The organism is Nocardia pseudobrasiliensis NBRC 108224 (assembly GCF_001613105.1).
Taxonomy (GTDB): Bacteria; Actinomycetota; Actinomycetes; order Mycobacteriales; family Mycobacteriaceae; genus Nocardia; species Nocardia pseudobrasiliensis.
This window is the reverse complement of the sequence record NZ_BDBS01000039.1, coordinates 88,030-102,935: the sequence shown is the minus strand read 5'-3', so window position 1 is coordinate 102,935 and position 14,906 is coordinate 88,030. Positions and strand designations below refer to the sequence as shown.

Below are 14,906 nucleotides of genomic sequence, written 5' to 3'. Positions count from 1 at the left end.
AAAAGCTCATCCGGGGCATGGCAAGCTAACTGGCGTGACCGAATCAGCAAAGCTAGTTGCCACCGCCGACCTCGCGGACGAGATCGGCCCCGAGATTCGCAGCTGTGACACCCAGTTCACGCAGTTCGGCGGCCGCGAGGGCTTCGCCGGCCGGATCGTCACCATCCGCTGCTTCCAGGACAATCTGCTGGTCAAGCAGACCCTCGGCGAACCGGGTGAGGGCCGGGTGCTGGTCGTCGACGGCGGCGCCAGCGTGCACACCGCCCTGGTCGGCGACATCATCGCCGGACGCGGGGTGTCCAATGGCTGGGCCGGTGTCGTCGTCAACGGCGCGGTTCGCGATTCGGCGATCCTGCGCACGCTCGACATCGGCATCAAGGCGCTGGGTACCAATCCGCGCAAGAGCACCCAGACCGGATCGGGCGAGCGCGATGTGACCGTCGAGTTCGGCGGGGTCACGTTCGTACCGGGCGAGATGCTCTACAGCGACGCCGACGGCGTCGTCGTCCGGGCCGAATGACTAACCCCCGGTGACCCTGGCGCGGTGACCGGCCAGGGCCACCACATCACCGGCGTGTAACTGACGTCCGCGCCGTAGCTCCACCTCGTCGTTGACACGCACCAATCCGGCGGCGATAACGGTCTTGGCCTCCGAACCGCTCTCGATGAGGTTGGCCAGCTTGAGGAACTGACCGAGTCGAATGACATCGTCATCGATCGGCACATCGACTGGATCCGACATGGGGTACATCTTTACTTCCGCCGTCGCGAGCACGCACGCCGCCCCCGGAACCGGTGTGGCCGACGCCCGCCGAAAGGATCGAACCTGATGGCGCCGCAACCGAATACCGCCAGCACCACCGACGCGGACTCGCCCGGCGGCGTACCGCGTTCCGGCAGCGCCGAGCCGCACACTGATCGGGTGACAACCACGCACGACCGGCACGCGAAGGGCAGTACGCGATCGACGGAGGTCCCGCATCGCGGCCACGGCCGCCTCGGCGACGTCCCGCATATCGCCGGACTGACGCTCGGCGTGTTCTCGGTTCTGTGCGCGCTGTGGAGCATTTCGCCGGGCCTGCGATACATCACGACCGTCCCGCGCCGCTATATCGACGCCTACTACTTCGACGCGCCCGATACGAGTCTGGTGACCGCGCTCATGGTCGGCCTGCTCGCGGGGGCGATCGCCACCCGCAAGCGCATCGCCTGGTGGCTGCTGGTCGCGTATCTGGCGATGTTCACCCTGGCCAACGCGTTCGACGTCGCCGACGAACACGATCCGAACGCCCTGGTGGCCTTGGTGATTCACGTCGCGATGATCGGCCTGCTGATCGCGGCGTGGCCGGAGTTCTACACCCAGGTCCGCCGGGGCGCGCTGTGGAAGGCGCTGGGCGTGCTGGTCGGCGGTCTGACGGTCGGCTGGCTGCTGGGCTGGGGTCTGATCGAACTGTTCCCGGGCAGTCTGCCGCGCGGTCCGGAGCGGCCGCTGTGGGCGGCCGCGCGGGTGGTCCCGGCGATCCTGTTCGGAGACGACAACTTCGACGGGCATCCACCGCATTTCGTGAATCTGCTGCTCGGTCTGCTGGGCGCGCTGGCGCTGCTGATCGCCGCGATCGTGCTGTTCCGCTCACAGCGCGCCTCCAACGCGCTGACCGGATTGGACGAATCCGCGCTGCGCGGCCTGCTGGAACGCTCCGATGTCGAGGATTCGCTGGGCTACTTCGCGACTCGTCGCGACAAGGCCGCGGTCTTCGCCCCCAGCGGTAAGGCCGCGGTGACCTATCGCGTGGAACTCGGTGTCTGCCTGGCCTCCGGCGATCCGATCGGCCTGAAGGAGGCCTGGCCGCAGGCCATCGACGCCTGGCTGCGCCTGGCCGACCAATACGGTTGGGCCCCGGCCGTGATGGGCGCGAGCGAACTCGGCGCCACGGCCTATCGGCGGGCCGGACTGTCGGCGCTGCGTCTTGGCGACGAGGCGCTGCTGGACACCCGCGCGTTCTCGCTGGCCGGTCCGGAGATGAAACAGGTCCGCCAGGCCGCCAACCGATTGCGCAAACAGGGCATCACCGTGCGCATCCGCCGCCACAGCGAACTGTCCCCCGAGGAGATGGCCGCCGCGATCAAACGCGCGGACGCGTGGCGCGATACCGAAACCGAGCGCGGTTTCTCGATGGCGCTGGGCCGCCTGGGCGATCCGCTGGACGGTAACTGCCTGCTGGTCGAGGCGATCGAGGGTGAGCGGGTCTGGGGCATGCTGTCGCTGGTGCCGTGGGGGCGCACGGGTGTGTCGCTGGATCTCATGCGGCGCGATCCCAAGGGCCCCAACGGGATCATGGAGTTGATGATCTCGCAGCTGGCGCTCACCTCCGAGCAGTTCGGCATCACCAAGGTCTCGCTCAACTTCGCGGTGTTCCGTTCGGTCTTCGAGGAGGGCGGCCGGATCGGCGCGGGTCCGGTGCTGCGGCTGTGGCGCAGCGTGCTGATGTTCTTCTCGCGCTGGTGGCAGCTCGAGGCGCTGTACCGGTCGAATGTGAAGTATCAGCCGCACTGGGCCCCACGGTTCTTCATCTTCGAGGACCGCCGCCAACTGGTGCGGGTCGCGATCGCCAGCGCGCTGGCCGAGGGCTATCTGCCGCGCATCGGCAAGAAGCCGGATGCCGTGGCGCACACCGGTATCCATTCGGCCGTCCCGCCGACCATGTCCGGGCTGCATGCCGACGGCAGCCCGCCCGAACCGCCGCCGGAGGAACTGGATTCGGCCCAGCCGCGCCGCCCCGAACAGGTGCGGGTGCGCATGGACAAACTGGCCCGCCTCGAATCCTCGGGCGCGGACGGCTATCCGGTCGCGTATCCCCCGACCCATACCGTCGCCGCGGCGCGCCGCTCCCCCAAGGGCACCACCGTACGAGTGTGCGGGCGGCTGTTGCGGATTCGCGATTACGGCGGCGTGATCTTCGCGGAACTGCGCGACTGGTCCGAGGATATCCAGTTGGTCATCGACCGCGGCACCGTGGGCGCGGACCGGGCGGCCGAATTCGACGAATATTTCGACCTCGGCGATCTGATCGAGGTCAGCGGTCGGATCGGGCACAGCCGCCGCGGCGAGCTGTCACTGCTCGCCCAGGACTGGCGGATGATCGGCAAATGCCTGCACCCGCTGCCGGACAAGTGGAGGGGCCTGGCCGATCCGGAGGTCCGGGTGCGCCAGCGCTACCTCGACATGGCGATCAACGCCGAGACCCGCGAGGTGCTGGCCAAGCGCAGCGCCGTGGTGCGCTCGCTGCGGGACACCTTGAACGGCTGGGGATTTCTCGAGGTAGAGACCCCGGTGCTGCAGCAGGTGCACGGTGGCGCGAACGCCACACCGTTCACCACCCATATCAACGCCTACGATCTGGACCTGTATCTGCGCATCGCGCCCGAACTGTATCTGAAGCGGCTGTGCGTGGGCGGGATGGAGAAGGTCTTCGAACTGGGCCGGGTGTTCCGCAACGAGGGTGTGGACTACAGCCACAATCCCGAGTTCACGATCCTGGAAGCCTATGAGGCGCACAGCGATTACGAACGGATGATGCACGCCTGCCGTCAGCTCATCCAGGCGGCCGCGATCGCCGCCAACGGCAGCTGCGTCGCCCTGCGCCCCGATGCCGACGGCGTCCCCGTCGAGGTCGACATCTCCGGCGACTGGCCGGTGAAGACGGTGCACGGCGCGATCTCGGCGGCCATCGGCGAAACCGTCACGCCCGAAACCGATGTCGAACGCCTGCGCGTGCTGTGCGACAAGGCGGGCGTCCCGCATCAGCCCGGCTGGGACGCCGGGCAGATCGTCCTGGAGATGTACGAACATCTCGTCGAGGCCACCACCGAGGCCCCCACCTTCTACATCGACTTCCCCACCTCGGTCTCCCCCCTCACCCGCGCCCACCGCAGCATCGCGGGCGTCGCGGAACGCTGGGACCTGGTGGCCTGGGGCGTCGAATTGGGTACGGCCTACAGCGAACTCACCAACCCGCTCGAACAGCGCCGCCGCCTCACCGAACAGTCCCTGCTCGCCGCGGGCGGGGATCCGGAGGCGATGGAACTGGACGAGGACTTCCTGCACGCTCTGGAATTCGCCATGCCTCCGACGGGCGGGCTGGGCGTCGGTGTGGATCGCGTGGTCATGCTGATCACGGGGCGCAGTATTCGCGAGACGCTACCGTTCCCATTGGTGAAACCGCGTTGATCCCGGCGAAAAGCACGCCGGGAAAATAAAGAGGGCGTGAGCACGCCGGGAAATAAAGAGGGCGTGAACACGCCGGGAAATAAAGAGGGCACGCCGGGAAAATGGGCGTGAAAAGGCCCGCTCCCCTTGGGGAGCGGGCCTTTTCGATATACCTCAGAACACGTGCACGGTCTTGATCTCGTCCTGCAGTCCGTCCAGCTCCGCATCCGGATCGTCGCTCGAACGCGAGCGCAGCACCAGGATCGCGACGGCCAGCGCCGCGATCACCGAGCCCGCGCCGACCGCGAAGGCAAGGTGGAAGCCGCTGGTCAGGGCCTCGAGTTCCGATGCGCCCGCGGTGATCTGATCCTTGGTGCGGCTGCCCGACAGGGTGGCCAGCACGGCCAGGCCGACCGCACCGCCGACCTGCATGGTGGTGTTGGCCAGGCCCGAGGCCATACCCGCGTCGTCGGACGAGACGCCCGACATCGCCAGGTTCATCAGGGCCGGGAAGGCCAGGCCCGCACCGATTCCGAACAGGACCATCACCGGGAACACGTGCAGCCAGTAGTTGCCGTTCACCGGGGCCTGCGTGAACAGCAGCAGGCCGATCAGGATCAGGGACAGACCGGGGACCAGGGTGGTCCGCGCGCCGAAGCGCATGATCAGCCGCTCGGAGTAGCGCACCGACAGCGTGCCCATCAGCACGGTCACCGGCAGGAAGGCCAGCCCGACCCGCATCGGCGTGAAGGCCAGCACCTTCTCCATGTACAGCGTGCCCAGGAAGAACATGCCGAACATGCCCGCAACGACCAGCACCTGGATCAGATTCGCCCCGGAGACGTTGCGCGAGCGGAAGATTCGCAGCGGCATCAGCGGATGCTTCGTCCACGCCTCCCAGCCGACGAAGGCGGCCAGCAGTCCCAGCGACACCGCGCCCAGCACCAGCGTGCGGCTCGCGGTCCAGCCGAGTTCGGCGGCGGGCTTGACGATCGTGTAGACGCCGAGCATCAGGGCGGCGGTGATCAGCACCGCGCCCAGCACATCGGTGCCCTCCTTCAGACCCAACCCCGGATCGTTGTCCAGCATCCGCAGCGCGGCCACGCCGATCACAATGCCGATCGGAATGTTGATGGCGAAGATCAGATGCCAGTTCACCTCGGTCAGCACGCCACCGGCCAGCAGCCCGACCGCACCGCCCGCCGAGGCGACGAACGCGTAGACGCCGATCGCCTTGGCCTGCTCGCGCGGTTCGGGGAACATGGCCACGATCATGCCGAGCACCACCGCGATGGTCATGGCCCCGCCCGCGCCCTGCAGGAAGCGGGCGCCGATCAGCATGGCCTGACTCTGCGCGATACCGCACAGCGCGGAGGCGACGGTGAACACGATCAGCCCGGCCAGGAACATCCGCCGCCGTCCGATCAGATCACCGAGCCGCCCGACCAGCAGCAGCAGTCCGCCGAAGGCGATCAGATAGGCGTTGACCACCCACGCCAGACTGGCCTGAGTGAAGTTCAGCTCGTGCTCGATCGCGGGCAGCGCGACATTGACGATGGTGGCGTCGAGGACGATCATCAGCGCCCCGCCGCAGAGCAGATACAGCGCCGCCCATCTACTTCGATCATTACCTTCCACAACACACCTCCGCCGATCGGACGCCCCGAGTCGATGCACGCTAACTGCCGAAAATTCGGTGGAACAACCGAATTTGGTCGTGCTCACCAACTAGGACGCGGCGACGGGCGTGAATTCATCGCCGGTGCGAACAAGGTCACATTCGGGCGGTACGGCAGAGTGGAGGCGTGCAGTTGGTACTCGTGCGTCACGCCCAGCCGGAAGGCGCCCTGTCGACCTCCGGTCCCGCCGATCCGGGCCTGACCGAACTCGGCGTCGAACAGGCCGCGCGCGTGCCCGCCGCCCTGGCCCGACTCGAGATCGGCAGGCATCGGATCACCCGCGTGCTGAGCAGTCCGCAGCGCCGGGCCCGCGAAACCGCCGCGCCGACCGCCGACAAACTCGGCCTGCCGATCGACGTGCTGGACGGCCTCGCCGAATACGACCGCGATCTACCGGCCTACGTCCCGATCGAGGCCGCCCGCGGCTGGGCCGGCGGTGCGACGCCCGCCGACGCCACCGCGCCCTCGGAGCAGCTGCTCGAGCAGTTCCGCGCCGCCTATCGACGCATCAAGGCGGGACATCTGCCCGAGCAGATCGACGGCCCGGCCTTCGTCGCGCGGGTCCGCACCGCGATCGAGCAGATCATCGCGAGCGCCGAGCACGCCGATACGGTCGTCGTCTTCGCGCACGGCGGGGTGATCAACGTACTGCTGCAGGATGTGCTGGGCCTGGCCCGCCCGCTCACCTTCCCGATCGACTACTGCTCGATCACCCGGATCCTGTACTCCCGCACGGGGGCTCGCACCGCCGCGACGGTCAACGAGAACGGCCACGTGTGGGATCTGCTGCCGCGCAACCTCGCCGCGGGTGACGCGGCGGACTGAAACTCCCAGTCGATTGCCAGCCGGATCGCACCGGCGTCCCAGCGGCGCATCGTTGGATGGCGGAACGTGAGTCATCCGAAAGGCGATCCCCCATGCTCTCCCTCAGCAAGACCCCGCGCCCGGCCGCGCGGCTCGCCGTCGCGGCGGCGCTGGTAGCCCTACCCCTGGCCGCCGTCGCGGCCCCCGCACTCGCCGACGACACCGTGCCCAGCGCGACTCAGATCACCGGCCATCATCATCATCACCACCGCCATCACCATCACGGCAACGGCCCGTGGCAGGGCGATGGAACCGCCCCGGCGTGGCAGGGCGGGGCGCTCCCGCCGACCGGTTCGTTCGGCTAGAACGAGCATCCCGAGGGCCGCTCCCGCTGCGGGGGAGCGGCCCTCATTCGTCCCCAGCGGATTGCCAGGCGCATCGCACAGCGGTCCCAGCCCCGGCCGCTTCGATGGGAACTCGTGGGGCCGCCGATCCGGTGACCCACAGCTTCGAAGGAGAGGTATTCCGTTGCGCACCACATCGTTCCGCACTCGCACACTGGCCACCCGCATCGCCGTCGTCGGCGCGCTGACCGTGGCTCCGCTCGCGGCCGTGGCCGTTCCCGCCTTCGCCGCCACGGGCGAGAATCCCTCGGCGGTCGCGGTCGACCGGCCGGGTCAGGGCGATCCGAACGGCCATCATCACCACCGCCGCCACCACCATCCGGATCAGGACAACCCGCCCGCTCCCGCGCCCGCCCCGCAGTTGCCGAGCACCGGCTCGTTCGGCTGATTCGTCCACCCGGAACGCGGCGTGGGCCGCTCCGAAAGGGAGCGGCCCACGCCGATCAGCCTGTGCGGATCAGATTCTCACGACATTCCGGCGATCCAGTTGTGCATCCAGGTGATGGCGGTCTGCCCGCCACCGACTCCGTAGTTGCCGTAGGAGGTGTGCGCACCCGAGCCGTAGAACTGTTCCAGCTGCTTGACCCGCTGCTGGTTGGCATCGTCGGTGAGCTGGGACTGCAGCGTCGAAATGCCGCCGTGCGACATCAGATCGCCGATGATCGAACCCGCCTCGAGCTGGTAGCGCCACAGATTCGCGGCGGTCGCGCCGGAGGCCTGCGCCAAAAAGCCCGCGAAACGGGTGACATAGTCCTGATCCTCGGTCGAGCAGTACAGATCGCCCGCCGCGCAGATGGTGCGCACCCGATCGCTGATGAAACCGAAGCCGCCCGGCCGCGGCCCGCCCGCGCCGGCGCCGCCGACGACGGGACCGACCTGCACGTCCAGCGGCGAACGCCGCGGATCGGAGATCAGGCCCACACCCGCGACCCGATCCGGCGGGACGACGCCCAGGCCGGTGCCGATCTCGGCCGCGAGATCGCCCGCGGCGTCCGCGCCCTGGCTGTAGCCGACGATCGCGTAATGCGTGGCGGCGCAGCGACCCACCATCGCGGAGAGCAGACCGCGCGCGTTATCGATGGCCTGCTTCTTCGACGCGCCGTACACATCGCCCTCCCACGGGAAGGCGGTGGCGGCGTAGTCCACATAGTCCACCTCGGTGGACCGGGGCAGGCCGCGCGTGACACCGGCGAGCATGCCGGGTCCGTGCATATCCTCCGGCCGGTGATCACCGGTCTCCCAGGTGCCGGGGACAGCCACCACATACAGACTCGGGCATCCGGGATCCGCGGCCGCGGTACCGGTTCCGAGCGCCACGCCCGACAACACCGCCGCTGCTGCCCCTGCAGCCGCGACCAATTTCTTCAACCGCATACTGCTCCAGTTCAAGCCTGCCCCGGTACCAGGGCACCGTCGTTTATGTTGACATGGTGAAGTCGCCGTCTTGCGAGCCGGTTAACCAGCGGCGAACCGTGGTTGTGCACTCGGCGATCCGAGCGCGCGCCACCGGTTCGGCGCCACACCGCTGCTCAGGATAAAGGGCCCTTGCGCGAGAGGCTATTCGACGCTTCGAGGACGTCCGATTTCCGTTGATTCGTCCCGATTCGGACGACCGCCCAGTACCCGAAAAGGGCGCTCACGAACGGTGGTTCGCGAACGCCCTTCGGGCAGAGCAAAATATCAGCGCTGTGCGACCGCGGTCGGCACGATCGGCGCCGGCAGGGCGGAATCACCCTCGAGGTGCCGGTCGACGGCCGCGGCGGCGGCCCGGCCCTCGGCGATGGCCCACACGATCAGCGACTGGCCGCGACCCATATCGCCCGCGACGAACACGCCGGGGACGGTGGTCTGCCAGTCGTTGTCGCGCTTGACGTTTCCGCGCTGGTCGTAGCCGACGCCGAGATCCTCGAGCAGGCCCTGCTTCTGCGGGCCGGTGAAGCCCATCGCGAGCAGCACCAGATCGGCCTCGAGGGTGAAATCGGTGCCCTCGATCTTCTCGAAGCGGCCGTTGACCATGTGCACCTCATGCGCCTGCAGCGCGGTGACCTTGCCGTCCTCACCGACGAAACGTTCGGTGTTGACCGAGAACACCCGCTCGCCACCTTCCTCGTGCGCCGAGGAGATCCGGAACATCAGCGGATAGGTCGGCCACGGAGTGGAATCGGCGCGCGCCTCGGGCGGACGCGGCATGATCTCGAACTGGTGCACACTCTCCGCGCCCTGGCGGTGCGCGGTGCCGAGGCAGTCCGCGCCGGTGTCACCGCCGCCGATGATGACGACCTTCTTACCGCGCGCGTTGATCCGCGGCAGACCGTCCTCGTCGGTGATCGCATCGCCCAGCTGCACCCGATTGGACAGCGGCAGATACTCCATCGCCTGATGCACACCGTCGAGCTCCCGGCCGGGCACCGGCAGGTCGCGAGCGATGGTGGCGCCACCGGCGAGCACGACCGCGTCGAACCGCTCGCGCAGCTGCGCCGCGGTGATGTCCACGCCGACGTTCACACCGGTCTTGAAGATGGTGCCCTCGGCCTCCATCTGCGCCAGGCGGCGATCGATGAAGCGCTTCTCCATCTTGAATTCCGGAATGCCGTAGCGCAGCAGGCCGCCGATGCGGTCGTCGCGCTCGAACACCGTGACCGTATGGCCCGCGCGGGTGAGCTGCTGGGCCGCGGCCAGACCGGCCGGACCCGAACCAACCACGGCCACCTTCTTACCGGTCAGCCGGGTCGGGTAGACCGGGGTGACCCAGCCCTCGTCGAAGGCGTTCTCGATGAGCTCGACCTCGACCTGCTTGATGGTCACCGGATCCTGATTGATGCCGAGCACACATGACGCCTCGCACGGCGCGGGGCACAGCCGCCCGGTGAACTCCGGGAAGTTGTTGGTGGCGTGCAGCCGCTCGATACCCTCGCGCCACGCGCCCTTGTACACCAGGTCGTTCCACTCGGGAATCAGATTCCCCAGCGGGCAGCCGTTGTGGCAGAACGGAATACCGCAGTCCATACAGCGGCTGGCCTGCTTCTGGAGGGTGTCGTGCGCGAAACCCTCCTCGTAGACCTCTTTCCAGTCCATCAGCCGCAGCGGGACCGGCCGCCGCTTGGGCAGCTCCCGGCTCGTGTGCTTCAGAAATCCTTGCGCGTCAGCCACGAGCGGCCTCCATGATTGCCTTTTCCACATCCCGTCCGGCCTTCTCCGCCTCGGAGATGGCAAGCAGGACCTTCTTGTAATCGCGCGGCATGATCTTCACGAAGTGGTTCACCTGCTGCGACCAGTCGCTCAGAATGCGTTCGGCCACGGCCGAACCCGTCTCGTCGCGGTGCTGGGACACGATGTCGCGCAGCCAGGTGAAATCGTCACCGGACATCGGCTCGATCGCATCGGCCTGCTCGGCCGAGATGTTGGCGGTGAAGGTGCCGTTCGGGTTGTACACGTAGGCGATACCGCCGGACATGCCCGCGCCGAAGTTGCGCCCGGTCTCGCCGAGGATCACCACGCGGCCGCCTGTCATGTACTCACAGCCGTGGTCGCCCACGCCCTCGACCACCGCGACCGCGCCCGAGTTGCGCACGCCGAAGCGCTCGCCGACCACGCCGCGGATGAAGGCCTGACCGTTGGTCGCGCCGAACAGGATCACGTTGCCCGCGATGATGTTCTCCTCCGCCGCGAACGCCGCCGGGGCGTTGAGCGAGGGGCGCACGATCAGGCGGCCGCCCGAAAGACCCTTGCCGACATAGTCGTTGGCGTCACCGAACACCCGCAGCGTGATACCCGCCGGGACGAACGCGCCGAAGCTGTTGCCCGCCGAACCGGTGAAGGTGATGTCGATGGTGTCGTCGGGCAGGCCCGCACCGCCGTACAGCTTGGTCACCTCGTGGCCGAGCATGGTGCCGACGGTCCGGTTCACGTTCGTGATCTTGGTTTCGAACTTGACCGGCTTGCCGCGCTCGAGCGCGTCGGCGGCCTGGGCGATGAGCTGGTTGTCCAGCGCCTTGTCCAGACCGTGGTCCTGCGGCTTGGTGCAGCGGCGGTCCTGGTACATGAACGCGGTCTCGGCATCGGCCAGGATCGGGGACAGATCCAGCTTGCTCGCCTTCCAGTGCTCCTTGGCCTTGGTGGTGTCGAGCAGATCCACCCGGCCGATCGCCTCGTCGAGGGTGCGCAGGCCCAGCGAGGCCAGCAGCTCGCGCACCTCCTCGGCGATGTAGAGCATGAAGTTCTCGACGAACTCCGGCTTACCGGTGAAGCGTTCGCGCAGTACGGGATTCTGCGTCGCGACGCCCACGGGGCAGGTGTCGAGGTGGCACACGCGCATCATGATGCAGCCCGAGACCACCAGCGGCGCGGTCGCGAAGCCGTACTCCTCGGCCCCGAGCAGCGCGGCGATCATCACGTCGCGGCCGGTCTTCATCTGACCGTCGACCTGCACCACGATCCGGTCGCGCAGACCGTTGAGCAGCAGCGTCTGCTGGGTTTCGGCCAAGCCGAGCTCCCACGGACCGCCGGCGTGCTTGAGCGAGGTCAGCGGCGAGGCGCCGGTGCCGCCGTCGTGGCCGGAGATCAGCACGACATCGGCGTGCGCCTTGGACACGCCCGCGGCGACGGTGCCGACGCCCGGCTCCGCGACCAGCTTCACGTGGATCCGCGCCTGCGGATTCGCGTTCTTCAGGTCGTGGATCAGCTGCGCCAGATCCTCGATCGAGTAGATGTCGTGATGCGGCGGCGGCGAGATCAGACCGACGCCCGGCGTCGAATGCCGCACCTCGGCCACCCACGGGTAGACCTTGTGCGCCGGAAGCTGGCCGCCCTCACCGGGTTTGGCGCCCTGGGCCATCTTGATCTGGATATCGGTGCAGTTGGACAGGTAGTGCGCGGTCACACCGAAGCGGCCCGAGGCCACCTGCTTGATCGCGCTGCGCCGCCAGTCGCCGTTCTCCTCGACCTCGAAGCGGGCCGGATGTTCGCCGCCCTCACCGGAATTCGAGCGGCCGCCGAGCCGGTTCATGGCGATCGCGAGGGTCTCGTGCGCCTCGGCGGAGATGGAGCCGTAGCTCATCGCGCCGGTGGAGAACCGCTTCACGATCTCCGCGGCGGGCTCGACCTCCTCGATCGGAATCGGGTTGCGGCCCTCGGACTTGAACTTGAACAGCCCGCGCAGCGAGGCGAGTCGCTCGGACTGATCGTCGACCAGTCGGGTGTACTCCTTGAAGACCTTGTACTGGCCGGTGCGGGTGGCGTGCTGCAGCTTGAACACCGTATCCGGGTTGAACAGGTGGTATTCGCCCTCGCGCCGCCACTGGTACTCACCGCCCACCTCGAGTTCGCGGTGCGCGCGCTCGTTGTGGTTCTCCAGGAACGCGATCCGATGCCGGGCCGCGACCTCACCGGCGATGTCGTCGAGGCCGATACCGTCGAGCGGTGAGCTCATACCGGTGAAGTACTTGTCGCACAGCTCCTGCGACAGACCCACGACCTGGAACAGCTGCGCGCCGCGGTAGGAGGCGATGGTGGAGATGCCCATCTTGGACATCACCTTCAGCACGCCCTTACCGGCCGCCTTGTTGTAGTTCGCCACGGCCTTGCGGTAGTCGGCCGCGAGATCGCCGGTGCTGCCCGGCATCCGCAGCGCGCCGCGCTCGAGCATGTCCTCGATCGACTCGAAGGCCATGTACGGGTTGATCGCGGCCGCGCCGAAGCCGACCAGCATGGCCATGTGGTGCACCTCGCGGGCGTCACCGGCCTCCACGACCAGGCCGACCTTGGTGCGGGTGCGCTCGCGCACCAGGTGGTGATGCACCGAGGAGGTCAGCAGCAGCGACGGGATCGGGGCCAGCTTCTCGTTCGACTCGCGGTCGGACAGGATGATGATCCGCGCGCCGCCGTCGATGGCGGCCGAGATCTGGGCGTTGATGGCGTCGAGGGCCTTACGAAGTCCCTTGCCGCCCTTGCGAACCGGGTACAGACCGTGCACGACCACCGAGCGCAGGCCCGGCTTGGAACCGTCGTCGTTGATGTGCACGAGCTTGGACAGCTCGTCGTTGTCCAGAATCGGCTGGGTCAGCGTGATCTGACGACAGGATTCCGGTGTGGGATGCAGCAGGTCGGCCTCGGGGCCGATCATGCAGCGCAGGCTGGTGACGACCTCTTCGCGGATCGCGTCCAGCGGCGGGTTGGTGACCTGCGCGAACAGCTGCGAGAAGTAGTCGAACAGCAGCCGCGGACGCGCGGACAGCACCGCGATCGGGGTATCGGTGCCCATCGAGCCCAGCGCCTCGCCGCCGGTGGTGGCCATCGGCGAGATCAGCAGGTTCAGTTCCTCGGTGGTGTAACCGAAGATCTGCTGCCGGATCTTCACCCGGTCGTGCACCATATGCTCGTGCGGGCGGTCGGGCAGATCGCTCAGCTTGGTCGAGCCGTTGTCCAGCCACTCCTGGTACGGGAACTCCGCGGCCAGCTGCGCCTTGATCTCGTCGTCGCGGATGATGCGACCCTGCGAGGTGTCGACCAGGAACATCCGGCCGGGCTGCAGGCGGGCCTTCTTCACGACCTTGGCCGGATCGATGTCGAGCACGCCGACCTCCGACGCCATCACGACCAGACCGTCGTCGGTGACCCAGATGCGCGAGGGGCGCAGCCCGTTGCGATCGAGCACCGCGCCGATGACCGTACCGTCGGAGAAGCACACCGAGGCCGGGCCGTCCCACGGCTCCATGAGGAACGAGTGGTAGCGGTAGAAGGCGCGCTGCGCCGGATCCATCGACTCGTGCCGCTCCCAGGCCTCCGGGATCATCATCAGCACGGCGTGCGGCAGGCTGCGTCCGCCCAGGTGCAGCAGTTCGAGCACCTCGTCGAAGCGCGCGGTGTCCGAGGCGCCCGGGGTACAGACCGGGAAGATCTTCTCCAGCCGGTTGTTGCCCTCGTGGTCGACGCCGAAGACGTCGGAGTTCAGCAGCGCCTCGCGGGCCCGCATCCAGTTCTCGTTACCGGTGACGGTGTTGATCTCACCGTTGTGCGCGACGCGGCGGAACGGATGGGCCAGTGGCCAGGACGGGAAGGTGTTGGTGGAGAAGCGCGAATGCACGATGCCCAGCGCCGACTCGACCCGGTCGTCCTGCAGGTCCAGGTAGAACGCCCGCAGCTGCGGGGTGGTGAACATGCCCTTGTAGACGAAGGTCTGGCCCGACAGGCTCGGGAAGTAGACGGTCTCCTTGCCGACCGATCCCTCCCCGGCGCCCAGCTTGCCCAGCTCGTGCTCGACCCGCTTGCGCACGACGTAGGCGCGGCGCTCGAGATCCATGCCGGTCAGCTGCTCGGCGCCCTCCTTGGGCGAGGCGATGAACAGCTGCCGGAAGGTCGGCATGGCATCGCGCGACAGCGCACCCAGCGAGGACTCGTCGATCGGCACCTCGCGCCAGCCGAGCACCTCGAGGTTCTCCTCGCGGACGATCTTCTCGACGTGATAGGCGGCGCGCGCGGCCTCGCGGCGGGCCTGCGGCAGGAAGGCGATACCGGTGGCGTAGGACCCCTCGGGCGGCAGTTCGAAATCGACGATCGCCCGGAAGAACCGGTCCGGAACCTGGATCAGGATGCCCGCGCCGTCACCCGAATTGGGTTCGGCGCCGGCCGCACCACGGTGCTCCAGGTTCAGCAACGCAGTAACAGCCTTGTCGACGATGTCGCGGCTGCGGCGGCCGTGCATGTCGACGACGAATGCGACGCCACAGGCGTCGTGTTCGTTCGCCGGGTCATAGAGCCCGATGGGTCCAGGGGACCTGTGGCCAGGAAGTTGCGTCATGCCCTCTGCCTTCAAAA

10 protein-coding genes are annotated in these 14,906 nt (G+C 67.9%); 5 read left to right on the top strand and 5 right to left on the bottom strand.

The genetic code is table 11. The features are described from left to right. The first annotated feature begins 34 nt into the window (after positions 1–34). A complete protein-coding gene (rraA, locus tag NP4_RS28550; protein WP_068004499.1) occupies positions 35–520 on the top strand; it encodes a ribonuclease E activity regulator RraA in 486 nt (161 codons plus the stop codon). Here the strand turns inward: rraA and NP4_RS28545 are convergent, their stop codons facing one another. Beyond that, positions 521–742, bottom strand: coding sequence for an RNA-binding S4 domain-containing protein (locus NP4_RS28545; RefSeq protein WP_062503121.1), 222 nt, complete (start codon positions 740–742; stop codon positions 521–523). 87 nt (positions 743–829) lie between these two features. Here NP4_RS28545 and lysX point away from each other — a divergent pair, with 87 nt between their 5' ends. After that, positions 830–4,228: a bifunctional lysylphosphatidylglycerol synthetase/lysine--tRNA ligase LysX gene (gene lysX / locus NP4_RS28540; protein WP_082876299.1), complete on the top strand. Its 3,399-nt coding sequence runs from the start codon at positions 830–832 to the stop codon at positions 4,226–4,228. Between the two features lie 153 nt (positions 4,229–4,381). Here lysX and NP4_RS28535 read toward each other — a convergent pair whose 3' ends face one another. Continuing rightward, on the bottom strand, positions 4,382–5,845 hold the full coding sequence (locus NP4_RS28535) for an MFS transporter (protein WP_068004497.1): 1,464 nt from the start codon (positions 5,843–5,845) through the stop codon (positions 4,382–4,384). 167 nt (positions 5,846–6,012) lie between these two features. Between NP4_RS28535 and NP4_RS28530 the strand changes: the two genes are divergently transcribed. The 3 genes from NP4_RS28530 (at position 6,013) to NP4_RS28520 (ending at position 7,482) form a co-directional block, all read left to right on the top strand. After that, a complete protein-coding gene (locus NP4_RS28530; RefSeq protein ID WP_068004495.1) occupies positions 6,013–6,711 on the top strand; it encodes a histidine phosphatase family protein in 699 nt (232 codons plus the stop codon). 92 nt (positions 6,712–6,803) lie between these two features. Then, on the top strand, positions 6,804–7,055 hold the full coding sequence (locus NP4_RS28525; RefSeq protein WP_068004493.1) for a hypothetical protein: 252 nt from the start codon (positions 6,804–6,806) through the stop codon (positions 7,053–7,055). A gap of 163 nt (positions 7,056–7,218) precedes the next feature. Next, positions 7,219–7,482 carry a hypothetical protein gene (locus NP4_RS28520; protein ID WP_068004491.1) on the top strand — a complete coding sequence of 88 codons (264 nt, stop codon included), beginning with the start codon at positions 7,219–7,221 and terminating at the stop codon, positions 7,480–7,482. 77 nt (positions 7,483–7,559) lie between these two features. Here NP4_RS28520 and NP4_RS28515 read toward each other — a convergent pair whose 3' ends face one another. The 3 genes from NP4_RS28515 to gltB form a co-directional block, all read right to left on the bottom strand. Next, positions 7,560–8,468, bottom strand: coding sequence for a cutinase family protein (locus tag NP4_RS28515; protein WP_068004489.1), 909 nt, complete (start codon positions 8,466–8,468; stop codon positions 7,560–7,562). Positions 8,469–8,774: 306 nt separating this feature from the next. After that, the gene (locus tag NP4_RS28510; protein ID WP_068004485.1) at positions 8,775–10,244 is read right to left on the bottom strand and encodes a glutamate synthase subunit beta; all 1,470 of its coding nucleotides are present in this window, start codon (positions 10,242–10,244) and stop codon (positions 8,775–8,777) included. Next, positions 10,237–14,889 carry a glutamate synthase large subunit gene (gltB, locus tag NP4_RS28505; RefSeq protein ID WP_068004482.1) on the bottom strand — a complete coding sequence of 1,551 codons (4,653 nt, stop codon included), beginning with the start codon at positions 14,887–14,889 and terminating at the stop codon, positions 10,237–10,239. Before gltB ends, NP4_RS28510 begins: the two co-directional genes overlap by 8 nt. Positions 14,890–14,906 lie beyond the last annotated feature (17 nt).

What these genes read in the sequence shown, in the direction of transcription:
- NP4_RS28525 (WP_068004493.1), top strand. Translation starts at nt 6,804, where the DNA reads ATGCTCTCCCTCAGCAAGACCCCGCGCCCGGCCGCGCGGCTCGCCGTC.
- lysX (WP_082876299.1), top strand. Translation starts at nt 830, where the DNA reads ATGGCGCCGCAACCGAATACCGCCAGCACCACCGACGCGGACTCGCCC.
- NP4_RS28545 (WP_062503121.1), bottom strand. Translation starts at nt 742, where the DNA reads ATGTCGGATCCAGTCGATGTGCCGATCGATGACGATGTCATTCGACTC.
- gltB (WP_068004482.1), bottom strand. Translation starts at nt 14,889, where the DNA reads ATGACGCAACTTCCTGGCCACAGGTCCCCTGGACCCATCGGGCTCTAT.
- NP4_RS28515 (WP_068004489.1), bottom strand. Translation starts at nt 8,468, where the DNA reads ATGCGGTTGAAGAAATTGGTCGCGGCTGCAGGGGCAGCAGCGGCGGTG.